The organism is Acinetobacter sp. YH1901134 (assembly GCF_013416965.1).
GTDB lineage: Bacteria > Pseudomonadota > Gammaproteobacteria > Pseudomonadales > Moraxellaceae > Acinetobacter > Acinetobacter amyesii.
On sequence record NZ_VPEW01000006.1, the window covers coordinates 201399 to 225040 of the forward strand.

21 protein-coding genes are annotated in these 23642 nt (G+C 41.3%); 14 read left to right on the top strand and 7 right to left on the bottom strand.

Annotated elements, in window-relative coordinates:
- Window positions 1-104 precede the first annotated feature (104 nt).
- Window positions 105-248, bottom strand: a complete 144-nt coding sequence (locus tag FTV50_RS08545; protein ID WP_171263759.1) for a hypothetical protein — start codon at window positions 246-248, stop codon at window positions 105-107.
- A gap of 245 nt (window positions 249-493) precedes the next feature.
- Complete coding sequence (locus tag FTV50_RS08550; RefSeq protein WP_171263758.1) at window positions 494-658, bottom strand: hypothetical protein; 165 nt, start codon at window positions 656-658, stop codon at window positions 494-496.
- 348 nt (window positions 659-1006) lie between these two features.
- Here FTV50_RS08550 and FTV50_RS08555 point away from each other — a divergent pair, with 348 nt between their 5' ends.
- The 3 genes from FTV50_RS08555 (at window position 1007) to FTV50_RS08565 (ending at window position 3879) form a co-directional block, all read left to right on the top strand.
- Entirely contained in the window at window positions 1007-2215 is a 1209-nt protein-coding gene (locus FTV50_RS08555) for an FAD-dependent oxidoreductase (protein ID WP_180024157.1), read from the top strand.
- Window positions 2212-3456 (top strand): FAD-dependent monooxygenase, encoded by a 1245-nt coding sequence (locus FTV50_RS08560; protein WP_180024158.1) that lies wholly within the window; start codon window positions 2212-2214, stop codon window positions 3454-3456. The genes FTV50_RS08555 and FTV50_RS08560 overlap by 4 nt, the downstream gene beginning before the upstream one ends.
- A 174-nt stretch (window positions 3457-3630) precedes the next feature.
- Complete coding sequence (locus FTV50_RS08565; protein WP_078189169.1) at window positions 3631-3879, top strand: hypothetical protein; 249 nt, start codon at window positions 3631-3633, stop codon at window positions 3877-3879.
- A gap of 114 nt (window positions 3880-3993) precedes the next feature.
- On the opposite strand, the gene FTV50_RS08570 is transcribed toward FTV50_RS08565, so the two are convergent.
- Window positions 3994-4416 carry a hypothetical protein gene (locus FTV50_RS08570; protein WP_180024159.1) on the bottom strand — a complete coding sequence of 141 codons (423 nt, stop codon included), beginning with the start codon at window positions 4414-4416 and terminating at the stop codon, window positions 3994-3996.
- Window positions 4417-4520: 104 nt separating this feature from the next.
- Window positions 4521-5363 (bottom strand): 16S rRNA (cytidine(1402)-2'-O)-methyltransferase, encoded by an 843-nt coding sequence (gene rsmI, locus FTV50_RS08575; protein WP_078189168.1) that lies wholly within the window; start codon window positions 5361-5363, stop codon window positions 4521-4523.
- A gap of 10 nt (window positions 5364-5373) precedes the next feature.
- Between rsmI and FTV50_RS08580 the strand changes: the two genes are divergently transcribed.
- The 4 genes from FTV50_RS08580 to FTV50_RS08595 are packed head-to-tail and all read left to right on the top strand — an operon-like array spanning window position 5374 to window position 8429.
- Window positions 5374-6318, top strand: a complete 945-nt coding sequence (locus FTV50_RS08580; protein WP_180024160.1) for a penicillin-binding protein activator — start codon at window positions 5374-5376, stop codon at window positions 6316-6318.
- Window positions 6319-6364: 46 nt separating this feature from the next.
- Window positions 6365-6772, top strand: a complete 408-nt coding sequence (locus FTV50_RS08585) for a YraN family protein (RefSeq protein WP_180024208.1) — start codon at window positions 6365-6367, stop codon at window positions 6770-6772.
- Window positions 6773-6832: 60 nt separating this feature from the next.
- Window positions 6833-7531 carry a BON domain-containing protein gene (locus FTV50_RS08590; RefSeq protein ID WP_078192932.1) on the top strand — a complete coding sequence of 233 codons (699 nt, stop codon included), beginning with the start codon at window positions 6833-6835 and terminating at the stop codon, window positions 7529-7531.
- A gap of 25 nt (window positions 7532-7556) precedes the next feature.
- Window positions 7557-8429, top strand: coding sequence for an alpha/beta hydrolase (locus tag FTV50_RS08595; RefSeq protein WP_180024161.1), 873 nt, complete (start codon window positions 7557-7559; stop codon window positions 8427-8429).
- A gap of 85 nt (window positions 8430-8514) precedes the next feature.
- On the opposite strand, the gene nudC is transcribed toward FTV50_RS08595, so the two are convergent.
- The 3 genes from nudC to dnaQ form a co-directional block, all read right to left on the bottom strand.
- Window positions 8515-9288, bottom strand: coding sequence for an NAD(+) diphosphatase (gene nudC / locus FTV50_RS08600; RefSeq protein ID WP_180011997.1), 774 nt, complete (start codon window positions 9286-9288; stop codon window positions 8515-8517).
- Window positions 9288-10934, bottom strand: a complete 1647-nt coding sequence (locus FTV50_RS08605) for a chemotaxis protein (protein ID WP_180024162.1) — start codon at window positions 10932-10934, stop codon at window positions 9288-9290. The genes nudC and FTV50_RS08605 overlap by 1 nt, the downstream gene beginning before the upstream one ends.
- A gap of 128 nt (window positions 10935-11062) precedes the next feature.
- Entirely contained in the window at window positions 11063-12466 is a 1404-nt protein-coding gene (gene dnaQ / locus FTV50_RS08610) for a DNA polymerase III subunit epsilon (RefSeq protein WP_180024163.1), read from the bottom strand.
- A gap of 206 nt (window positions 12467-12672) precedes the next feature.
- Between dnaQ and FTV50_RS08615 the strand changes: the two genes are divergently transcribed.
- The 7 genes from FTV50_RS08615 (at window position 12673) to FTV50_RS08645 (ending at window position 23599) form a co-directional block, all read left to right on the top strand.
- Window positions 12673-15999 carry a LysM peptidoglycan-binding domain-containing protein gene (locus FTV50_RS08615; RefSeq protein ID WP_180024164.1) on the top strand — a complete coding sequence of 1109 codons (3327 nt, stop codon included), beginning with the start codon at window positions 12673-12675 and terminating at the stop codon, window positions 15997-15999.
- Between the two features lie 26 nt (window positions 16000-16025).
- The gene (locus FTV50_RS08620) at window positions 16026-17864 is read left to right on the top strand and encodes an extracellular solute-binding protein (protein WP_180024165.1); all 1839 of its coding nucleotides are present in this window, start codon (window positions 16026-16028) and stop codon (window positions 17862-17864) included.
- Window positions 17865-17897: 33 nt separating this feature from the next.
- Window positions 17898-18965, top strand: coding sequence for a microcin C ABC transporter permease YejB (locus FTV50_RS08625; RefSeq protein ID WP_180024166.1), 1068 nt, complete (start codon window positions 17898-17900; stop codon window positions 18963-18965).
- Window positions 18965-19978: an ABC transporter permease gene (locus FTV50_RS08630; protein ID WP_180024167.1), complete on the top strand. Its 1014-nt coding sequence runs from the start codon at window positions 18965-18967 to the stop codon at window positions 19976-19978. The genes FTV50_RS08625 and FTV50_RS08630 overlap by 1 nt, the downstream gene beginning before the upstream one ends.
- Window positions 19953-21554, top strand: coding sequence for an ABC transporter ATP-binding protein (locus FTV50_RS08635; protein WP_180024209.1), 1602 nt, complete (start codon window positions 19953-19955; stop codon window positions 21552-21554). The genes FTV50_RS08630 and FTV50_RS08635 overlap by 26 nt, the downstream gene beginning before the upstream one ends.
- Window positions 21555-21666: 112 nt before the next feature.
- Window positions 21667-22911 (top strand): NADH:flavin oxidoreductase/NADH oxidase family protein, encoded by a 1245-nt coding sequence (locus FTV50_RS08640; RefSeq protein WP_180024168.1) that lies wholly within the window; start codon window positions 21667-21669, stop codon window positions 22909-22911.
- An 88-nt stretch (window positions 22912-22999) separates the two neighbouring features.
- A complete protein-coding gene (locus FTV50_RS08645; protein ID WP_180024210.1) occupies window positions 23000-23599 on the top strand; it encodes a YiiX family permuted papain-like enzyme in 600 nt (199 codons plus the stop codon).
- The last annotated feature ends 43 nt before the right edge of the window (window positions 23600-23642 follow it).

Genomic DNA, 23642 nt, shown 5'->3' on the forward strand with positions numbered 1-23642 from the left:
AATAAATTGAATGCATGAGCGCAATATTTTGACCAAATCATGGAAAATATTAAATAAATATAAAAAGCCGATCATTAGATCGGCTTTTTAACTTCATTCAAACATTAAGATTTTTGTAAAAAATCAGTCGCTAATTTTAAAAACTCTTCCGGTTTTTCATATACGGCCAAATGTCCTGTTGCCAGTTCAGCATATTCAGCATGTGAAATCAGATCTATAGCATATTTGACCAATACACTCGGGGGCATATAATCATAATTACAGCCATTCACTAATGTTTGTTTGTTGATTTTTTTTCGCTGGCTCAGTCATATCGGTATGAATCTACAACTCAGCTTGGTGGGTAAATCTTTCTCAATTATTGGTTTGCAGCGTATTTTCTAAGGTTTGCGCCATAGTATTTTCACACCATGCCAAGGTAAAGTTGGCGCTAAAACCTATTTGAATAATAGTGCTCGACATCGCTTTAGAGTTGCTCTGTACCTAACTCAAATTAAAGCTTGGTACGTGCATCAACTTTAGGATAAGGCGCCAATAACACAACAAAAATTACATATTCTGGATATTCTGCTGCGGAATATATCCAGAAAATGTTGTGTAATGAAAAGCTCATTAAACCGAATGGTGTAACATAATTGGTTTTTGCAGCTGCAATCACTTATTCAACTAATTGAGCAATGGCTAAAGGCAGATCATCAGGTAGTTAGCTTGATATCGTCCTTTTGAATGCATCAAAACATGACATGTTCAAATGACGCTGATTTACGCAAATGATGGCTCATACTGATGGACTCAGCCATTTTTATTGTGATTTTCTCTTTTTTAAAGATCAATATTTACGGTAAGAGATGATTAATTTTGTATTTAATCAGTGCAAATACCTGCAACTAATTTGTATTTCATTATAAAAAATCATGCCCTTGATGTAAGATAAAATTCATTACAGATTATATGTATTTCGAGTGAATGTCCTAAATTCGAATACTTGATAAAAAAGGAAACAAGCATGCAGCAAGATGTCATCATAGTTGGTGGTGGTATGGTCGGTTTAAGTCTGGCACTCATGTTGGCCAAAGACAAAATTGGCGTAAAACTTTTAGAAGCCATTAAATACCCCAATTATGATGATGCAAACCTTGAGCCTTATCACTCGAGTTTTGATGCACGAAACAGCGCCTTGTCACGCCGTACGGTGCAAATTTATCAAGAACTAGGCCTCTGGGATGCTTTGCAGGAACACGCCACACCTATTTTAGAAGTGAATATTACAGAGCAAGGCAGTTTTGGTAAGGCAAGACTCAAAGCAGAACAAGAAAAAGTCGAAAGCTTTGGACAAGTTATTGAAAATGCATGGTTAGGCCGTGTGCTGCTCACAGAAGTCAAAAAAGAACCGCTGATAGAATTAATTGATGGCGTGCAAGTGACCGCTCTGAATCAAGATGCTAATCATGCTTTTATCGAAGCACAGCGTGCTGAAGAACAGCTCAAACTACAATCTAAAATTGTGATTGCAGCAGATGGCCGTGATTCATTCTGCCGTAAAGCCTTAGGTATTGGCGCATCGGTGCATGATTATGACCAAGTGGCGATTGTCACTACAGTACAAACCTCTAAACCGCATGGTCATGTCGGTTTCGAGCGTTTTAGTCCGCTTGGTCCGCTAGCGCTGCTGCCACTTCCAGGTGAATACCGTCGCTCAGTGGTTTGGCCTGTTCCTAAAGGAACTGAAGGCGAGTGGATGGGGGATGAAAATGATCAGCACTTCTTAGATGCTTTACAAGAAACCTATGGTGACCGTGCAGGTAAATTCCAAAAAACTGGTAAACGTTTCAGCTTCCCATTGTCGCAAGTACTTGCAGAGAAACAAGCAGTTGGACGTGTAGTGCTCATGGGAAATGCAGCACATACCATTCATCCAGTGGCAGGTCAGGGCTTTAACTTGTGTATGCGCGATGCCTATGTACTACGCCGTTATTTAAAAGAGCAAGTTGAAAAAAATGCAGATCTGGGTGATGCAGCTATGTTGCTTGATTATGAAAAATCGCGCCTGACCGATCAGCAGCGGGTGATTAAATTCTGTGATTCAGTTGTTCGTGGTTTTAGCAACCAGAACCCATTTTTAAAATTGATTCGCAATACTGGATTAGTTGCCTTTGACACCATTCCGGGGATTAAGCCTTTGGTCGCGAATTATGCAATGGGGCTAAAAGCATGAGTTTAAATCATACAGATGTACTGGATGCCGTGATTGTCGGCGGCGGCTTGGTCGGTGGCTTAACGGCATTGTTATTGGCGCAGGGCGGTGTGCAGGCTACGGTATTGGATGCGGCACCTATTTTGGATGTAGAAAAAACCAAAAGTATTGCGAATCCTCGGGTTTTGGCACTTAGTCAAGCCACCATTCATCTACTCAAGACTGTGGGTGTTTGGGAAAAGCTTGCCCGTCAGCAGCCGTATACAGGCATGCAGGTGTGGAATAAAAATGGCTATGGAGAAATCAATTTTGGTCATGTTGCAGACCAAACACCATCAGTTGAGCAAGCTTTAGGTTCAATGGTTGAACCAAGCGTATTGAATTTAGCCATTCAAGAAAAAATGCTAGAACAACTCGAAGACTACCGAACCCAAGTCAAGGTCAGTCGTGTTGAGCGCGGCGTTGGTGTGTGGATCATTCACCTCGCAGATGGTACCCAGCTCAAAACAAAACTGGTGATAGGTGCAGATGGTGCAAACTCATTTGTCCGTGAGCAAGCTTTCATCGATCTAGATGTGCTGGACTACAAACAAGCCGGTGTGAGCTGTGCAATTAAAACCGCCCAACCGCATCAGCATGTAGCGCGTCAAATTTTCTTAGAAACAGGACCTTTGGCATTTTTGCCGATGGCGAGTCTGAAAAAAGAAGAAAGCGGTTATTGGCAATCCATTGTGTGGACCTTACCAGATGATTACGCCGATGAATATGTGGCTTTAAATGACACTGAGTTCACTCAATTATTGACACGTGAAAGCCATCACATGCTCGGCGAAGTCTTAGAAGCAACGCCACGTGCTAAATTTCCATTGAAGGCACGAGCTGCACAGCAATATGTTCATGATGGTCTAGCGCTGATTGGAGATGCTGCCCATGTGATTCATCCGCTTGCAGGACAAGGTGTGAATATTGGTTGTTTAGACGCAGCAGTGCTTTGCGATGTGCTTTTGACCGATAAAAAACGGGGTGTGTGGGCACATGAACAAAGTTTGAAGCGCTATGAACATCGTCGTAAAGGGCAAAACGATGCCATGATGCATAGTATGTCCGCGATTGGTTGGTTAGAAACCACAACTTTTTCTCCTGTGGTGTGGGCGCGAAACTTTGGTTTAAAACAAGTGGAAAATCAGACTGTTCTAAAAGATGCGTTTATGGCTCAAGCCAATGGTCTGAGTATTCTAAAAGATACAATCTACGCAGCTTAGGTCAAAGTCAGATATTTTTTAGACAGTCGTATAAACAAGGTTACGATTTTGATTAAAAAAGATACGATTTTTTGATTGTGGGTACTAGTCGAAATGCTCAGAGATTGCTAAATTTCTGTTAATTTAAAACCAGCCATTCGCTGGCAAACAGAAGTCATTCGCGGGGAGAACACAATGACTGATATGAATGATTATGATGATCCAGAAGATTCAGTAGTTGATGAAGATGAAGCACAAGCAGCTGAAAAAGGTGCAGGTGACGCAGCTGATTCTGCCTCTGATGGTGACACCTCTGAAGCTGAAACATTAACAGTGACAGCAAAACTAAAACAACGTCAGGCGCTTGAAGATGAAGTTGCTGCGTTCTTAGCGCGTGGTGGTCGTATTACCGAAGTCCCTCCAGACGAATCGGCAAAAGATTAAAAATGAAAAAACACCACGTCATGTGGTGTTTTTTTTGCTTCATTCGCTTGTGCGAGGCTGAAGGTCATTCATTTTTAAACTAAGCATGTTTAGTTATGACGTTGTGTAGTTATTTTAAGTCGTCTTTGGCTTCATATATTTACGACTGATCGCGTAAATAGGATAGAACACAAAATGCAGTAAAAGCAAAAACATACAATTAATAATAAATGCAGCAATATACGGCGGTGCATGCATGGCCGCCACAGCAGCGACAAAAGATTGAAAAAGTAATACCGCACTCAAAATGATATAAGCCCAATAACGATGCCTATCCCAAAATTGGCTCAGTTTCAGTAAATTACCGACTACAAAATAGAGGGAACAATATCCACAGACCATCGCAATCGCGCTATGATCGGCCGTTATTTGCTCGCCACTAATATAGTGCGGATAGGGTTGAATGCCAGTATAAATAATATGTGCAAGGACGGTGAGCCAAACCAGATTAAAGAGAATGAACATCAGCGGTTTTTTGACAGACAGATTTATGGACATGTTATAAGCAACTTTTTTCATTCTATTTAAATTATTGTATGGGATAGCTTATGGAACCCGTAGGTCCCATAAGCGGTTCAAATTAAAAATAAAAAAAATTAAGCTTAATCGTTCGCTTGGGTTAATTCTAAAGCACGTTGATAGGCCACTTTCTTTTTAATCCCAGTTAAATCTGCAGCCAACTGAGAGGCAGCTTTAACGGACAAATCTTGAAGTAAACGCGTCAGCAATTTGTCTAACTTTTCTTGCTCTAGGTCTTTTTCTTCGGTCGCACCACCAATTACCAAAACGATTTCGCCTTTTTGCTGATTGTGATCAGATTCGACAAAATGAACCAATTCACCCAACGACATTTTTTTAATGGTTTCAAATGTTTTGGTAATTTCACGTGCAAAGCCCACAGGACGATCTGCACCAAAGACATTCGACATATCTTTTAGGCAGTCCACAATACGGTGCGGCGCTTCATAAATAATCATGGTTTGAGTCTCGTCTTTCAGTTTTTCCAGTGCTAAAAGACGTTGTGACTGTTTAGAAGGTAAAAAGCCTTCGAAACTAAAACGGTCACTGGGTAGGCCGACAGCACTGAGAGCTGCAATGGCAGCACAGGCACCCGGCACAGGAATGACACGAATATTTTTTTCTTGTGCAGCACGAACCAGTTTAAAGCCAGGGTCACTGATTAATGGCGTGCCTGCATCACTGATCAGCGCCATATTTTCACCTTTTTCTAGGCGTTCAATGAGCTGGTCTATTTTGTTGCTTTCGTTATGGTCGTGACAAGCAGTTAAAGGCGTATTGATACTAAAATGTTTAAGTAATTGTGCGGAAGTTCGTGTATCCTCGGCGGCAATAATTTTAACCGACTTCAATACCTCAATTGCACGATAACTAATATCATCTAAGTGCCCGATTGGAGTTGCAACAACAAATAACTGAGCACTCATAGGTTTCTCCATGTTGGATAATAAGAACAAAATTTTGGGTCTTTGCCTTTTAAGCAGTCTGTTTACTGCTGCACAGGCAGACGTCTTGGTCATTCTACCTGAATCTGGCCCTATGGCGCGAGCCGCATCCAGTATTAAGCAAGGTTTCAATAGCGCATATCAATCGTCAGACTACAAAGTGCCCATTAAGTTTGTAGATTCAAATCAAAAGCAAATTGCAGCGATATTGAAGCAACAGGTCAATAAAAAAACTCAATTGGTGATTGGTCCTTTAGCACGTCAAGATGTAGAAGCACTTGTAAAAGCAAAGCCTAAAGTCCGCGTGTTGGCTTTAAATGAAACTACCAGCCAAATTCCAAATGTCTGGCAGTACAGTTTATCGAAACGTGATGATGCCTTAGCACTCCAAAAAGTCTTCGAAAAAGACAAATTAGCGCAAGTGCTTGTTCTACGTCAGCCTGCAACAGAGGCAGAACATGAATTACTACTCATGTCCTTAATTAGTCAAAGTTCAGTGCCGATACAAGTGGTTGAACAACTCCCAACGAAGCTGGACAAAAATCAAGGGGTGCTGTTGTTAGGCAATAATGAATGGATAAACAGTCAAACAAAACTGCCCAAAGCGAAACTATATAGCGTAGCCAATGCGATTGAGGCTACTAAGCCCATTCCTATAGGACTGAAATTTTGTGATGCACCTGCCTTACATGATGCACGTTGGCCTGACCTGATCCGAGCTTATGAGGAAAATCCAGTAGATATGCCATATCAACGTCTTTTAGCTTTTGGTGGGGACACATGGCATATCGCAAAACAATATTTGCAAGAACCGAAATTAAAAAGCATTGAGTTTCAGGGGCGAACAGGGCTAATCAAAATTAGTCAAAATAATATTCAGCGTGTTCCCCACTGCTATGAGCGAAGTAAAAAAGGCATCGTGGCAATCTCACTTTAGGGATGAAACGATGCAGCTAAACTTAGAGCAGATGAATTTGGGACAGATGAATCTGGGGCAGTGGGCAGAACGGCAAGCGCTGCGTTTGGTTGAGCAGCAAGGCTATGTACAGGTGCAACAGAATTATCATAGTCGTTATGGTGAAATTGATTTGATCGTTGCACGTGGTCAAGAATTGGTGTTTATTGAAGTTAAAGCCCGTTCGAATACCCGTTATGCTCAAGCCGTTGAAAGTATTTCTATTCACAAACAACGTAAGATGATGAAGACTGCGTTGCATTTTTTAAATGAACAGTCACATTTTCAAAATTATTATTGTCGCTTTGATGCAATTTGTTTTGATTTTTATCAGCACTTTGCAAAAACACTACAGCAAGACTTTTCTAAATACCCGTATCATCAGCAATGGATTGAAAATGCTTTTACTTTTGATCAAGAGTTGATTAATCTCTGATAAAACAAACTGTGTAAACGCATAGAAAAATACGTGTGGAAATTTGAGGAGTCGTGCTGAGTGGTTAAGCGTATTGCAATAACGATGCTTTGTGTCGCAAGTTTATCTGGCTGTGCGAGTTTTATTTCGAATGGAACAGGATCAGCACCTGTAGGAACTGAAAGCGGCGCACGCTCATTGGGACAAGTTTTTATTGACTCTTCCATTGTTCGAACAGCAAAAATTAACTTATATAAATTAGATACTCGTTTTAAACAGTCACGTGTCAATATTGAAAGTTTTCATGGCAATGTCTTATTGACTGGGCAAGTGCCAGATAATCATTTAAAAGAATTGGCAGAAGAAAATGTCCGTTCAATGAGTGATGTCAAAACTGTACATAACTATATTACAGTGGGTAATCAGATCAGCTATAGCACCATCATGCAAGATACTGCGGTCACTGCGAATACCCGTGGTTTGATTATGAAAGCGCCTGTGGTATCTGACAGCAAAGTACACATTCATACTGAAGATGCTGTTCTTTATGTGATGGGCCGTTTAAACAGTGCGGAAATCACAGACTTAAATCAAATCTTGCAACAAGTGGGTAATGTAACGCGAATTGTCACTTTAATCGATAATATTGATCAGAACCCAAATCCACAGGCACGTTCGATTAACTCTAGTTACACCACACCTGCTGTAGGTAATGTGCAACCTGAAGTACAAACGCCTGTAGCGATAGATCCGGATGCTGTCGATCCAAATGCTCAATAAAATGTCGGAAATGATGCTGTAAAATATGAATCAATGGTCTCTGCGGCTTCAGCAAAAAATGGATTTGGCTAAATCTTTATACCGAAATTTTCGGTTATATGATTTTGGCAGTTATGCATTAAACCGACTGACACCCAAACAAGGATATCATGTTCAAAATAATATTCCTTATGGTCTAAAAGCGCGCCATCGCCTAGATTTGTATCGCACGTCAGCACCTCGTCAGCAACGTCCACTCATCGTGTTTGTACATGGTGGAGCGTGGATGCATGGTGACAAAAAGGATTATGGATTCATTGGTGAAGCTTTTGCCAAAGAAGGTTTCGATGTTGCTGTCATCAATTACCATCTCGCACCTGAATATATTTTTCCGGCTTCAATTGATGATCTTAGCCTTGCATTAAACTATTTGACGCAGTCTCAGCATAAGTTGCAGATTGAAGTGGAAAATGTGGTGTTAATGGGACATTCGGCAGGGGCATTTAATGTCATGTCTGCACTGTATCATCCGACGCCATATCAGCTGCAAGTGAAAGAGAATATTCGTGCAATTGTGGGATTGGCAGGGCCATATCATTTTGATTATAAAGGTGATCCGATTTGTGCAGATGCCTTTGATCAAAATGTACCGTATCAACAAGTGATGCCATATTATTTTGTTGAGCACAATCAAGTGAAGCATTATCTATTCACTGCGGATAAAGACAATATCGTTGGCCATAGCAATAGTGAAGATTTTGATCGTCGATTAAAAGCCTCAGGCAACCATAGTCAATTGATTCAAATCCCTCGTGTTGGGCACATCACGATGATTGGTTCAGTTTCGAGTCTATTTAGTCGTTTCTTTAAAACCAAAGCTGAAATCATGCGTGTACTCGATGAAATTAGTCCACCTTAATGTCTTTGGTTAAATGATTGAAAATAAAAAACCGCCAAGTATGGCGGTTTTTTTATTGTATGATTTATTTACTAAAAATAGCTACTTATAACCATGCTTCGGTGTCATCTGCAACAGCAGACCCATGGATGACATGCATAATCATCGAATGGGCGATACTTCCTTTGAACGGAATTTCAGGTAATGCATCAAATTTAAAGAAAGCCGCATCACTTATTTCTTCTTCTTGTAATTGAAGCTCACCTGAAGCATATTCTGCTTTAAAGGCGATCATTAAATTACTTGGGAAAGGCCAAGGTTGGCTTGCCAAATATTGAATATTTTTGACCTTCAGCCCAACTTCTTCTTCAGTTTCACGACGAACTGCTTCTTCTAGAGTTTCACCCACTTCAACAAAACCTGCGATCAGTCCATACATTGCCCGGACATTTTTTGCATTTTTTGCCAATAAAATTTCATCTTCGCCACGGGTAATGACGGTAATGACACAAGGATTGACACGAGGGTATTGGTGATAACCGCAAGCAGGGCAAACCATAGCATATTCTGTGGCGTGGACTTGAGTTGCAGTACCGCAGTGGCTACAAAATTTATGATTACGGCGCCATTCTAAGAGTTGAATAGCACGGCTGGCTTGTTCAAATTGCTGAACATTCCAAAGTTGTAGAAGCTGACGAATAGGGATGAGTTGTAAGCCCTCAGGAATTGGCTCATTTTCAAGTAGATCACGGGCAATCACTTGATCACCCGTGCCAATATTTAAATCACTTGCGAGTTGCTCAACTTCGGGAAGTTGAAAGTTTTCATCGACCAGCAATTGCTGTTGTTTGAAGATATACGCAAGTGACAATTTAGACATTAGGCTGCTGCTGATTTCAGTTTTTCGCTACTGTCCAATGCTACCTTAAACATGCCCTGTAAAACAGGTTGTTTGTTCTTTAAATTGTCAATCAACATATCTGCGCTTGCCAATGAATCTAATGCTTGATTCACTTCGTTTGCTTCAATCGCTGTTGAAGATTCAACTCGTTTCAAAATGAATTGAGCTGTTGAATTCAGCGCATTTTGAGCTGCATCTGCATTGAGGAACAACATCGCACCACCAATTTCACGGAATTGAGTTGCAGTCGCTTCAAGTTGTGTCAAATCTTGGTTTTGTAAATACTGAACCAAAGATTGGCTAGCAGCATCAATTAAAACCTTGGTCTCATTTAACAGAGCAGCGTGTGCTTCATCTAAACGGTCGAGTGAAATATTCATATTATTCACACGAAGTTGTAAGCGGCTAGAAGTGTGATGACGCTCAAGCACACCAATCGAGTTCATGGCAGACAAGATATTGTTCATCAACTGCTGGGCAAAGCTTTCATCTTGTAAAATCTCAGCATTACCTAATGACGCAGCTTGACGCGACAGGTCGTTATACGCTTCATTTAAGTTCAAGACTTTGAAAATATTTGCCAATTCGTTTAATTTCGCTTGAAGTTCTTGGGTTTTTTCAGGCGTCATATTTTGATAGTTAAATTCAATATCATTACGAATTTGCGTCATTTCAGTCGTAACCAATTCACCAATGGTATGCATGGTGTCGAAGTCAGGACCATATAAATGACGACTGAAAACTTGCAATTGGGTGTCGGTAAGAAGGTCTTCACCGATATTTAATTTGCCACGAATATGATAAGAAATGTCATCTTCTTGGCTAATGTTTAGACTTAAGACATTGGCTAAATCAGAAATGGATGCTTTAAAGCGCTCAGTTCCTGCAAAATATTGAGCCATATTGCGTTCAATGCTTACCAAGGTACGTAAACGAGCATCGGTAATTAAGATTTGATCAATTTGATTAAACGCAACAAAAACCAAGTTCCAATATTGTTTACTTGGATGTTTGTCTGAAAGGCCTGCTAAATACGCACCGACCAATTTAATCGCTTGCAAATCCAGCTCAGTTTCTTCTTGTTTAATCAATTTATTCAACGCCAACTTATACAGACGGTGAACGTATTTTGATTTTTCAAGTGCAGGAGCTTGAGGTAAGTCAAAGTCAGGAGTAATACAATCGAGTAGGGACTCAATGTGTTGGCCTTCCGACGTTAGAGGTTTACCTAAAGATAGTTCTAGACGATTAAGACTGTCCAGCAGGAATTGTGGAATTTTAACTTCACGTAGGCAGATAAATTCGATGTAGCGTTTCAGCATGGTCGTGCCTTCGCTCAGTGCGATGACCTCTTGAGTGTTAATTTGCGCAGGATTCCCCATGATCTTGCGCATTAACTCTGCTGAATATTGAGCGATTTTTGCCAAACTTGGCATATCAACTAAAGCTAGTACTTGAGCACATTGTTCAAATTGAATCAGTGCATCATCAATCCCGAAAGGTAAAGTTTGATCTTCAACTAAGGTGCTGACTGCTGATTCGACTAACTTGATTGAGTTATCAACCTCATTTTTTATTATCAGCAAAGCCGTTGGATCAAAATGGATAGAGGTTTGGTAAGACATGTATCTGCACCTTTCCTAGATGTTTTATCTTGTTTATTAACCGCCCCTTAAGGCGGTCCATGTTTATGGTTTTACTATAGCGTATGTAAGAATTGTTTATATACAAAAAGTAACACGAAATTTAGATTTTATTTCGCAAAAAGGCAAGGTGTACCATGTTTTTCTTCAAATTGTTTGACCCATGTCTCATGGGCTTCAAGTTCATCTGCTGAAGGTAAAATCACAGGTAATTCTATTTCAACAGCGGCGCGGGTTTGCGAACCATCTTCATTTTGCGAGTGGGTCAGGGCATCGATATCAAAGGAAACCTGACCGCCCGTCATTGCTAGGTATACGTCAGACAGAATTTCCGCATCGAGTAACGCACCATGGAAGGTACGGTCACGTTGTGGAATTTCGTAACGACGCACTAATGCATCGAGTGAGTTTTTCTGGCCTGGATGCTTGGCTTTGGCCATAGCCAAGGTATCGGTGACTTCACATACCTCCGATAAGGCAACAAAACCTGCACGTTTAAACTCCATATCTAGGAAGTTCATATCGAAGGTTGCGTTATGCGCAATGATTTCTGCGCCTTTTAGATAGTCAAATAATACATCAGCAATTTCAGCATACAGTGGTTTGTCTTTTAGAAAGTCATCACTGATTCCGTGAATATTTTCAGATTCACCGACAGGTTTTTGCGGGTTGATATAAATATGAATTGAGCTACCGGTCAGTTTGCGGTTAATCATTTCCACTGCACCGACTTCAATAATACGGTCGCCATCTTGGAAATAGAAACCTGTGGTTTCCGTATCCAAAATTAATTGTCGTGGGCCAGATACATCGACGGTTGCTGGTGTAATGACAATCATTGGATGGATTTCAGCAGCTTGCTTAGACTGTATAGGGGCAGCTTCATTCAACGTTGATGCCGTGTTTGTTGCTTGTTGTTCTATCGTAATGTCATCAATCTGCTCTGCGTCAATAGCTGACTCGGCTGAGATTTCTTCTGCTTCATCCTCGCTATCAGCAAATTCAAGTCCAAATGGATCATTTAATAGCCAGTCAGGTTCAGCTTTTTTTTTAGGTACTTCAGCTGTAGATGATGCCGCTTGTTTGATGTGTTCGAGGGTTTTTTCTGCGCCTAGATTGGCCAATTGATCGGCCATTTCATTTCCCGGATGGCCTGCATGCCCTTTAATCCAGTTCCATTCAATTTCCCGACCCTGACAAGTTGCATCCAGTAATTTCCACAGATCAGGATTTTTAACATCTTTCCAGTTTTTCTTTTTCCAACCATGTATCCACTCGGTAATGCCTTGTTTGACATAATTAGAGTCTGTCCAAATGATCAGTTTTGCATCGGTCGGACAGTGTTGAATGCCTTCAATTGCCGCAGTCAATTCCATACGGTTATTGGTGGTTTCAGCTTCGCCGCCGCAGAGTTTTTCTTCTCCAGTTTCACGGATGATATAGGCCCCCCAACCCCCTAAGCCAGGGTTGCCTTTACATGCACCATCAACATAAAGCGTGATTGTTTGAGACATAAATCAAATCCGGAGAAAAACAAGCATTCAGAACCGTATATTGTATAACGCAAATGACAGAGAGAAATCCATTTCTGGCGATTTTTTTAATTTCTTGTAACATTTATACTGAAATAGCGTTAAATTAACGCCTTGTGTCTGTGTTCTGCTTCACTACAATGGCATATCTAAAAAATAAATTTTATATGAGTTGTCTGGATTTTTTTATGTATAAATCAACTGCGACTGTCTGGCAGCCTACGTTACCACAAATTTTTAAATTTACAGTCTTGGGTTCTGCGCTCGCAGCTCTTGGTCTGACGGGCTGTTCTTCATCGCAAACGACTAAGCAGAACTCAGCAAGTAAACAAGTTGGCTCAAACTTTCTCGATGCCAATAGTTTAGATTCACTCGAAGATTTACTTTCTGCAACAGACATGCGTGCCGTAGAAGGCGATCGCCTTTTAGTACTGAAGCATGGTGATGTCTGGAAGCGTATGACTGTGGGTTTCAAAATGGATTTGAACCACTGGGATACGCGAATTGAAGCGCAGCGTGGTTGGTTTATTTCACGTCAACCATATATTGATCGTTTAAGTGCGCGTGCGTCCCGTTATTTATATCACACAGTTAAAGAAGCAGAACGTCGTGGTTTGCCGACTGAGTTGGCGTTATTACCAGTGATTGAAAGTTCTTATGACCCAGCAGCAACCTCAAGTGCAGCCGCAGCAGGCTTATGGCAATTTATTCCAAGTACTGGACGTATTTACGGCTTAAAACAAACCTCAATGTATGATGGTCGTCGTGACGTAGTGGAATCAACGCGTGCAGCTTATGAGTTTTTAGGTGCGCTACATAACCAGTTCGGTTCGTGGGAATTGGCTTTGGCTGCATATAATGCAGGGCCGGGCCGCATTCAACAGGCGATTAACCGTAACCGTGCGGCAGGTTTGCCAACGGATTATTGGTCACTAAAACTGCCCCAAGAAACCATGAACTATGTCCCACGTTTCTTGGCTGTTGCTCAAATTATTAAAAATCCAAGTGCTTATGGCGTAAGTTTACCGCCAATTGCCAACCGTCCACACTTTCGTGAAGTGGCTGTAGGGCCTGCAAATTTAAATGAAATTGCATCTATTACCGGTTTAAGCCGTGCAGAACTCTATGCACTAAACCCTGGTCATCGTGGCGATGTGATTGATAGCAGCAGCCCAATGCGGATTTTAATTCCTGCGGATGTGAGTCCATCAGTCGATGCACGTTTGAAGAAATTACAATCAGGTGGTTCATCAGGTTATTGGGCAAGTAATTCAACTTATAACTTACCAAAAAATAATGTTGAAATAACACCGTCACGTGTTACTCCGCCGGAATTAAATAGTAAAACTATTCAGCCCGCTAAAGTGACGCCACCTACGCTTAAAACACAGCCGACAGTGACAGCTTCTGCCAAACCACCTGTAGTCGCTGCAACGGTAACGCCGAGTGTTCCATCAGGAACGAAAGGCAAAACGCCAATAGGATCATCTGCTTTGGCTGCTTTTGCATCGAATAGTGATATTCCAAGTGCGCCGCGTATTCCAGTCGCTGTAACACCTTCGACGCCTGTGAAAGCCGTGTCTGTCGAGCCACCACTCAGCGCAAATGAGCGTGAGCAAATCATGGCGGCTATTAAAGCTGAAGGTGAGACCAAAACAATAGATGAGGTATTAAAACCAGTAGCGACTAAAGCAGAACAAGAAGAAGTCGTTCAGGAAATTAAAGCTATTGCGCCGAAGGGCACTGAAATTGTCGATCCTTACGATGGCAAAATTAAGTTAACTGCGATTCAGACTAGCCAGTCGATTGCGGATCAACAAGGAAAAGAACTGACGAAAGGGTTCTCTTACCCGAAAAGCGTGGCTGAAAATACAGGTGCAGATTCCGAAGAAGCCAAACGCAACCAAGGTAAAAATGTCATTCGTACAGATTCTGAAATTGTAGTTGTACCACCTAAAGGTAAACGCAGTACTTATACAGTTTTGGCGGGCGACACATTAGCATTGATCGCGATGAAAAATGGCGTGAATTGGCGCGATATTGCAGCTTGGAACCAAATTTCGCCAGATTCGACCTTGTATGTCGGTACGACCATCTATTTATATGATGCGAAACCGATTGTGCAAAATAATGAAGAATCGAAAGCTAAGCCTATCGCAGATAGCTATGTGGTGAAAGCAAATGACAGTCTTACAGCTGTTGCGAGCCAATTTGGTTTAAGTACGAAGCAACTCGCCGACTACAATGGTTTAACCACCACGAGTGGTTTATATGTTGGACAGAAATTATCCCTAAAAGAAACGCCTGCATCGAAAGCAAAATTGGAAGCTGACAAGAAAGCCGCTCAAGTTGTCGAAAAACCTGCAAAAGTTCAAACCAAATCCTACACGGTAAAACGTGGTGAATATCTAAAACTCATTGCAGATCGTTATGCGCTGTCAAATCAAGAGTTGGCAGATTTAACAACTGGCTTAACGGCTGGCAGTAGCTTGATGGTGGGGCAAAAAATTAATGTGCCATTACAAGCTGTAGCAGAAGTTGAGAAGCTCGAAAGCAAAGTCGTGAATCGCATTGAAAATGTCAAAGTTAATCCTGCGTATAAAGTTGAAAGCTATAAAGTGCAGCGTGGTGATACGCTTTACAGTATTGCGACGCGGTCAAAAATCAGTTTGTCAGAATTGGCGAGTCTAAATGATATGTCGGTAAATAGTGGGCTGATGGCTGGGCAAAGCATTAAAGTTCCTGCAAGTTCAACTGTTCCGGATACATATGTGGTGCAGTCTGGCGATACACTGACAGGCATTGCTAGTCGCTATGATTTAGGCATGGACTATGTCGCAAATTTAAATGGTATAGAGCGTAGTTCTGGTCTACGCGTTGGGCAGAAATTAAAATTAACAGGTGATGTCGCACCGGTTAAAGTAGAAACCAAAGCTGAGGCGACCAAAATTGAAAGCAAAACCAATACACGAACGAATTCCGTTGATGCGACCGATATTCATGTGGTGAAATCAGGTGAAACATTGGGTGTGATTGCGAAGAAATATCATCTTCAATTACGTTATTTAGCTGAATTAAATGGCCTAAATACCAATAGTGCGATTCGTGTAGGGCAGCGTTTAAAAGTAGATGGTGAACTACCTGCTGATGTAGCTAGTAAAGCAACTGAAACCAAAAAAACGGAAGCTAAATCCTCTACGAGCAATGTGAGACCAGCAAATACTGAAAGCTATACTGTGAAATCAGGCGAGTCTTTAAATTCGATTGCTAGTCGGACAGGTTTAACTGTGGCAGCATTGGCTGAATTAAATAACTTGAACCCCCGTGCAGGACTGCGTGTCGGTCAAAATTTACAAGTCCCTAAAACTATCAGTGAATACCGTATTAAACGGGGCGATACATTGATTGGTTTAGCAAGCCGTTATGGACTTGATACATCAAAACTTGCTGAAATGAATGATATACAACCGTCTGCTCAGTTACGTATTGGTGAAGTCATTAAAGTACCAAACTGAGTCCAAACATTAAGGAGTTAAGTTGAATGTATTCTGCTTCAACTTCGCGTTACGTGTTTGGTGTGACTTTGAGCATACTTTCTACAGGGGCGTGGGCTGCGTTGCAGACCACGCCTTTTCTTGCCATACATAGTAGCCCTCAATATCATCAATTACAGGCAATGCCCTATGCCAATCCTCTTGCCAATAAAGGGGGATATATCACGACCTCGAGTATTGGGAGTTTTGATAATTTAAACAGCATGAATGGAAAAGGGCGTTCTGTTGAAGGTATCAATTATCTTTTTGATAGCTTGATGAGTTCATCTTTAGATGAACCGGGTGTGATGTATCCATTGCTTGCCGAAAAGGTGACATTTGACCCGAAAAAAACTAATTTTGTTATTTTTCATTTAAACCCAAAAGCACGGTTTAGTGATGGTTCTGAACTCACTGCTGAAGACGTTAAATTTAGTTTTGATACCTTTCAAACTAAATCAAATCCCGGTCTACAAATGTACTTAGCGGATTTGGACAAAACAGATGTTTTATCTAAATATCAGGTGAGGATGAGTTTTAAATCTGGTCATAATACTGATATGCCCATGATTTTGGCGCAAATGCCGATTTATTCCAAAAAAGATTGGGCAAAAAAAGATTTTACTCAAATTACATTGCAGCCCATATTAGGCTCAGGCCCTTACACGATTGAGACGATCGATGCAGGTAGGAGTATTCGCTACAAGCGCAATCCTGAGTATTGGGGGCAGAACTTAGCCGTCAATCGTGGTCGCTATAATTTTAACCATCTGAAATATGTATATTATCGCAGCCCAGACATAGCCTTTGAAGGCTTTAAAGCAGGTCAATTTACGTTATATGAGGAAAAGACCGCACGTAATTGGGTGGGAGCGTACAATTTTCCTGCTTTTAAAGACGGTAAAATTGTCAAATATCGCTTTAAACATGAACGACCGATTCCGACAAAAAGTCTCGTATTTAATACCCGTTGTGCGCCATTTAGTGATATTCGTTTTCGACAAGCGTTAACCTATGCTTATGATTTTGAATGGCAAAATAAAGCATTATTTTATGGGCAGTATCAGCGTTTGCAGAGTTATTTTAGTAATAGTGTGCTAGAAGCGAAGGGGAAACCCTCTATCCAAGAGTTGGATATTTTAAAACCGATGTTATCGCAACTTGATCCTATTCAAAGACAGGGGGTCTTATCCGATTGGCAATATCCCGTTTCTGATGGCAGTGGATTTAATCGAAAAAATCTGCTGCATGCACGCCAACTGTTATTGAATGCGGGTTATCTTTATCAAGACGGCCGATTGGTGGATGCAAAATCTCGGCCTGTGAAATTCGAAATCTTGATTCAGCAACAAGATTTGCAGCGAACCTTAATGCCATTTATACGAAATTTGAAACGTTTAGGTATTCAGGTGCTATTGCGACAAGTCGATGGACCGCAATACACCGAGCGGATGCGAAATATTGACTTTGATATGATCGTGGATGAAATGCCTCAATCGCTCACTCCAGCGGGTGAGCAAGCTCAACTTTGGGGCAGTCAAGCAGCTGACCAAGTGGGTAATTATAATTACGCAGGGATTAAAAATCCTGTAATAGATCAGCTCATTCAACAGGTGATCAATGCTCCAAATCGGGAAGAATTGATTATTCGTACGCGTGTTTTAGACCGCCTGCTCAGAGCGGGTTATTATCAAATCCCAATGTTTGGGCAAAGTGAAAACTGGTTTGCCTATTGGCATATGTATAAGCAGCCTTATGTCAAACCTAAACTTTCTGTTGGGATTGACTATTGGTGGAGTGATGCAGCTCAAACCAAGCACATAACACAATATCTACGGCAGCAATGAATACACCTGAAGGACAAGGAATGTGAAAGCAACATGGGCACATATATATTAAAGCGTTTGCTCCTGATTATTCCGACGTTGTTTTTCATTTTATTGATTAACTTTGTGGTAATTCAGCTTGCTCCAGGTGGGCCAGTTGAGCAAGCAATTCAGCAAGCCGAAGCTTTTCAGGGTATTGGGACAACGAGCGGTGGCGAAACGGCAACGTCTAGCATCAAATATCAAGGTGCCAAAGGCTTAAGTGAAGAAATGGTGGCAAAAATCGAGGCACAATATGGTTTCGATAAACCATTATTCGAACGTTTTTGGCTCATGTTAAAGGGCTATGTAACGCTAGATTTTGGTACCAGTTTTTTTAAAGATAAGTCTGTGACTCAGCTGCTTTGGGAAAAGCTGCCTGTATCCTTATCCCTTGGCTTATGGAGTACCTTGCTGATCTATCTGATGTCTATTCCTTTAGGCATTAAAAAAGCCCGTCAACATGGTCTGCTATTTGATAAAAGTACGTCTATTTTATTGGCTATCGGCTACGCCATTCCTGCTTTTGCCTTTGCCATTTTACTCATTGTCTTTTTTGCAGGTGGTTCATATTTTCAGTGGTTTCCTCTACAAGGTTTAGTTTCAGAGAATTTTGCTGAGTTAAGTGTGTTTGGCAAAATTGCAGATTATTTTTGGCATATGGCGTTGCCTTTGTTTGCTATGGTAATTGGTGGTTTTGCAGGCTTAACTTATCTGACCAAATACTCTTTTATGGAAGAGTTGAATAAGCAATATGTTCTTGCTGCTCGTTCTAAAGGTTTGACCGAAACACGTGTGCTGTATGGGCATGTATTTCGTAATGCAATGCTCATTGTCATTGCGGGGCTGCCAGAAGCCTTGATCGGCATCTTCTTTGTGGGAAATCTATTTATTGAAATTATTTTCAATCTAGATGGTCTGGGATTGTTGGGGTTTGAAGCCATCGTACAGCGCGATTATCCAGTCATTTTTGGCACCTTGTTTATTTTTACCTTGATGGGGCTGATCTTAAGATTAATCAGTGATGTCATGTATCAAATGATTGATCCACGAATTAATTTTGATTCACAGGGGGCAAAATAATGTCTCCGATTATGCAAGCGCGTTTTCAACGTTTTAAAGAAAATAAATTAGGCTTTACATGCTTTATTAGCTTTGCCTTGATTTTTATGTTGTCCCTAGCTGTCGACTTTATTGCCAATGATAAACCGCTCTTGGTCAAATACGATGATTCTTTATACGTTCCCGTATTAAAAAGTTATCCAGAAACTGCTTTCGGTGGCGTTTTTGAAACTGAGGCAGATTATAAAGATCCTGTGGTACAGCAACTGATAGAAGATAAAGGCTGGGCTGTATGGCCACTGATTAAATTTTCCTATCAAACACCGAATTTAGAGTTGGCTGTGCCTGTGCCATCTGCACCGACTGCACAAAATTGGCTCGGTACCGATGACCAAGGACGTGATGTGCTCGCACGTATTTTATATGGATTACGTGTGTCGCTCCTGTTTGGCTTTGCATTAACCTTCGCTTCAGCCATATTGGGCATCATCGTTGGGGCTATACAGGGCTATTATGGTGGCTGGCTGGACCTCATTGGTCAACGAATTTTGGAAGTCTGGGGTGGACTACCGATGCTATTCATGGTGATGATTTTGGTCAGCATGTTTACGCCGAGTGTGTATTGGCTCTTTGTCATTATGCTGTTGTTTGGTTGGCCCACTTTAGTTGGCTTGGTTCGTGCAGAGTTTTTACGGGCGCGTAATTTTGACTATGTACGTGCAGCACGGAGTCTTGGTGTTATAGATAGTACGATTATGTTTCGGCATATCTTACCAAATGCGATGAGTTCTAGTTTGTCACAGCTACCTTTCATGCTTACGGCAAATATTACGGCACTCACAGCCTTAGATTTCTTAGGTTATGGCTTACCGCCTGATGCAGCGTCATTAGGTGAGTTATTGCTTCAAGGGAAAAACAATCTGAATGCACCTTGGCTTGCCTTATCGGGGTTTTTTACCTTAGCGATCGTGCTGTCTTTATTGATTTACATTGGGGAGGCGACACGTGATGCATTCGATCCTAGACGTCAATAATCATCAAGTTAATGTACCTCCCATCGTATTAGCGGTTGAACATTTACATATTTCACATGCAGCACAGGTCTTGGTTGAAGACCTGAATTTTAAATTGCATGCAGGTGAAACGTTAGCCATTGTTGGAGAAAGCGGTTCAGGTAAATCGATTAGCAGCCTAGCTATACTCGGTTTGTTGCCAAGTGATCTGCAGGTCACAGGCAGCGTCAGCCTGAATGGACAAAATATTCTTGGACTGAGTCCTGAGCAGCACCGAAACATTCGTGGACAGAAAATTGCCATGATTTTTCAAGAGCCGATGACGGCCTTAAATCCCTTACATCGGGTTGAAAAGATTGTTGGTGAGTCACTGTTGTTACAGGGTTGGTCGAAGGCAAAAACACGACAGCGGGTTATAGAATTATTAAATGATGTGGGTATTCCGGATGCTGAAGATAAATTAAGACGCTATCCACATGAGTTATCAGGCGGGCAGCGTCAACGTGTCATGATTGCCATGGCATTGGCCTTAGATCCTGATATTTTAATCGCTGATGAGCCAACCACGGCTTTAGATGTCACCTTGCAAGCGCAAATCTTAAATTTATTAAAGTCGCTACAACAGCAGCGCAATATGGCGATGATATTAATTAGCCATGACCTGAATTTGGTTAAGCGCTATGCAGAACATGTGATTGTGATGAATCGTGGGCAAGTGGTGGAGCAAGGTGGTGTTCAGGAAATTTTTGAGCAACCGAAGCAGGCGTATACCCAAAATTTATTAGACCATGATTTTGGTAAAGCAATACAGGTTTCGCAAACGCAGACACTTTTAGAATTACGCCAGTTAGGAGTGAAGTTCCCAGTCAAACAAGGCTTATTGAACCGCATCAAAAATTATGTCGTTGCTGTAGAAGCTTTGGATTTAACAGTGGCTGAAGGTGAGTCGATCGGTATTGTTGGTGAGAGTGGTTCAGGGAAAAGCTCTTTAGCACTGGCTATTGCTCGGCTCATAGAAAGTGATGGTGAAATTATGTTAAATCAACACGCCATCAATCAACTTTCAGAAAAACAGCTCAGACCTTTACGTCGTGAATTTCAAATCGTCTTTCAAGATCCATTCAGTAGTTTAAATCCACGGCTCAATGTAGAGCAAACCATTGGCGAAGGTCTGGCCTTACAGCATTTATCTGCAAATGAAATTGTACAGCGTATAGATGAAGCTTTGCAGAAAGTCGAATTAGCCAGCTCATTTAAGCAGCGTTATCCACATGAGTTATCCGGTGGGCAACGGCAGAGAGTCGCCTTAGCACGTGCGTTGGTATTACGTCCTAAATTATTGATACTCGATGAACCCACATCTGCACTAGATCGGACGACACAAAAAGCCATCGTGAAGCTACTACGGCGTTTGCAGCAAGAATTTAATATGAGTTATTTATTTATTAGTCACGATTTACACGTGGTCAAAGCCTTGTGTCAAAAAGTGTTGGTACTGCGTCATGCCAAAGTCATGGAATTTCAAGACACCGCAGATCTATTTGCGCGACCACAAACGGACTATACCCGTAAATTAATTGAAGCCAGCCAATACTAAAATCAAACTTATGGATATTTTGACAAGTGTCATTGTCAAAATATCCTTGACCTTTAGAAAATAATAATTAGAGTAAATACTCAGGACTTGTTATTTCATTTTGGACATTGCCATGAGCCATTTAGCTGAAAGCTTTAAAATTCGTAATACCACATTTAAAAATCGCATCATCAAAGGTGCAATGAGTGAAGCATTGGCCAATACCGCAGGCCAACCCAATCACTTACATTTTGGATTATATGAAGCTTGGGCGAAGGGTGGTTTAGGCTGTGCCATTACCGGTAATGTCATGGTGGATTTTCGTGCTAAAAATGAGCCGGGGGTTGTTGTCGCTGAAACAGAGCGAGATTTAGCGCAATTAACACAGTGGGCTGAGCTAGGGAAAAAGCACGGCATGGTGCAATTGGTTCAACTTTCACATCCGGGCCGTCAATGTCCTAAAGGTTTAAATAAGGAAACGGTTGCTCCGTCCGCTGTACCATTTAGTCCCATGCTAGCCACAACGTTTGGAACACCGCGCGAACTTCGTGAAGATGAAATTTTGGATATCATTCAGCGTTTTGCACGTGCCGCACACGTTTGTGAAAAGGCAGGCTTTGAAGGCGTGCAATTGCATGGTGCGCATGGTTATTTAATTAGTCAGTTCTTGTCGCCATTGACCAATAAACGTCAAGATCAGTGGGGCGGCTCAAATGAAAATCGCATGCGCTTTTTGCTTGAAATCTACAAGGCAGTTCGTGCAGCGACGACAGATGATTTTATAATTTCGGTCAAACTCAACTCTGCTGATTTCCAACGCGGCGGAATTAGCGAAACAGATGTGATTGAGGTCTTTAAGGCAATCGATGCCGCAGGGATTGATATGATTGAAATCTCAGGCGGTTCCTATGAAGCGCCAGCGATGGCGGGTGCTAAAGAAGAAAAACGTAAAGCCAGTACCATTGCTCGTGAAGCGTATTTCCTCGATTTTGCGGACAATATCCGTAAAGAAGTGAAATGCGCGTTAATGGTTACCGGTGGGTTTAGAACCGTGCAAGGCATGAATGCTGCACTAGACAGTGGAGCTTGTGATTTTATTGGTATTGCACGTCCTTTCGCTGTTGAAGTCGATTTGGCTGATCGTTTATTGGCGGGTCAGGATGTTCGTTATGGTGTGGACAAAATTAAAACTGGCATACCGATGATTGATAAAATGGCGATTATGGAAATTATTTGGTATGCCGCTCAGTTTAAATCGATTGGTGAAGGAAAACAGCCAAATCCTAAACTTTCACCGTTAAAAGTGTTTTTTAAATATCTCAAAGGCAATTTAACCGCGGTCATTAAAGGGCAAGTCAATTCACGTAAGTCGGCTTAGTCAATCATTGAATTATTAGAATAAGGGCAATCGGCATACATCCATGTTATGGTTGCCTTCATTCATATCAATATTACTTACAATAAAAATGTCTAAAATTTTAATATTAATAGTCATTCTTTCGGGGCTCAGTTCCGCCCTCTATGCCCAGTCCGTATTTCAGACGGGAGATATTATTTTTCATATCTCAAAATCACAACAAAGTTTAAGCATTCAAAAGGCCACACATTCGCCCTATAGTCACATGGGCATGATCGTAAATAAAAATAACCAAACCTGGGTGCTTGAAGCTATTCAACCTGTGCAATATACCGCTTTAAATCAATGGATCGCGCGTGGGGAGAATGCTCACTATGTGGTGAAAAGGCTCAAACAACCCTTAAATGTGCCGCAGAAAACGAAGTTGGTACAACATGCAGAAAAGTACTTGGGCAAACCCTATGATATTTATTTTGAATGGGATGATCGTGCAATTTACTGTTCTGAAATTGTTTGGAAAGCGTATCAGCATGCTTTAGGAATCGAACTTTCTCCATTACAACAACTGAAACAATTTGATTTAAAACAAAATGAAGTGCAGCGCCTAATGCTGCAGCGCTATGGTCAAAATATTCCGCTAAATGAGCAGGTGATTGCCCCTAAGGCCATTTATGATTCAAAACTTTTAAAAGAAATATTTAGAAATTAAGGCAATAAAAAAGCCCAAGTCGCAATGCTTGAGCTTTTTAATG

Excerpts from the sequence above, each read along its gene's own strand:
- FTV50_RS08545 (WP_171263759.1), bottom strand. The coding sequence starts at position 248 with ATGCCCCCGAGTGTATTGGTCAAATATGCTATAGATCTGATTTCACAT.
- FTV50_RS08555 (WP_180024157.1), top strand. The coding sequence starts at position 1,007 with ATGCAGCAAGATGTCATCATAGTTGGTGGTGGTATGGTCGGTTTAAGT.
- FTV50_RS08560 (WP_180024158.1), top strand. The coding sequence starts at position 2,212 with ATGAGTTTAAATCATACAGATGTACTGGATGCCGTGATTGTCGGCGGC.
- FTV50_RS08565 (WP_078189169.1), top strand. The coding sequence starts at position 3,631 with ATGACTGATATGAATGATTATGATGATCCAGAAGATTCAGTAGTTGAT.
- FTV50_RS08570 (WP_180024159.1), bottom strand. The coding sequence starts at position 4,416 with ATGTCCATAAATCTGTCTGTCAAAAAACCGCTGATGTTCATTCTCTTT.
- rsmI (WP_078189168.1), bottom strand. The coding sequence starts at position 5,363 with ATGAGTGCTCAGTTATTTGTTGTTGCAACTCCAATCGGGCACTTAGAT.
- FTV50_RS08580 (WP_180024160.1), top strand. The coding sequence starts at position 5,374 with ATGTTGGATAATAAGAACAAAATTTTGGGTCTTTGCCTTTTAAGCAGT.
- FTV50_RS08585 (WP_180024208.1), top strand. The coding sequence starts at position 6,365 with ATGAATCTGGGGCAGTGGGCAGAACGGCAAGCGCTGCGTTTGGTTGAG.
- FTV50_RS08595 (WP_180024161.1), top strand. The coding sequence starts at position 7,557 with ATGAATCAATGGTCTCTGCGGCTTCAGCAAAAAATGGATTTGGCTAAA.
- nudC (WP_180011997.1), bottom strand. The coding sequence starts at position 9,288 with ATGTCTAAATTGTCACTTGCGTATATCTTCAAACAACAGCAATTGCTG.
- FTV50_RS08605 (WP_180024162.1), bottom strand. The coding sequence starts at position 10,934 with ATGTCTTACCAAACCTCTATCCATTTTGATCCAACGGCTTTGCTGATA.
- dnaQ (WP_180024163.1), bottom strand. The coding sequence starts at position 12,466 with ATGTCTCAAACAATCACGCTTTATGTTGATGGTGCATGTAAAGGCAAC.
- FTV50_RS08615 (WP_180024164.1), top strand. The coding sequence starts at position 12,673 with ATGTATAAATCAACTGCGACTGTCTGGCAGCCTACGTTACCACAAATT.
- FTV50_RS08620 (WP_180024165.1), top strand. The coding sequence starts at position 16,026 with ATGTATTCTGCTTCAACTTCGCGTTACGTGTTTGGTGTGACTTTGAGC.
- FTV50_RS08625 (WP_180024166.1), top strand. The coding sequence starts at position 17,898 with ATGGGCACATATATATTAAAGCGTTTGCTCCTGATTATTCCGACGTTG.
- FTV50_RS08630 (WP_180024167.1), top strand. The coding sequence starts at position 18,965 with ATGTCTCCGATTATGCAAGCGCGTTTTCAACGTTTTAAAGAAAATAAA.
- FTV50_RS08635 (WP_180024209.1), top strand. The coding sequence starts at position 19,953 with ATGCATTCGATCCTAGACGTCAATAATCATCAAGTTAATGTACCTCCC.
- FTV50_RS08640 (WP_180024168.1), top strand. The coding sequence starts at position 21,667 with ATGAGCCATTTAGCTGAAAGCTTTAAAATTCGTAATACCACATTTAAA.
- FTV50_RS08645 (WP_180024210.1), top strand. The coding sequence starts at position 23,000 with ATGTCTAAAATTTTAATATTAATAGTCATTCTTTCGGGGCTCAGTTCC.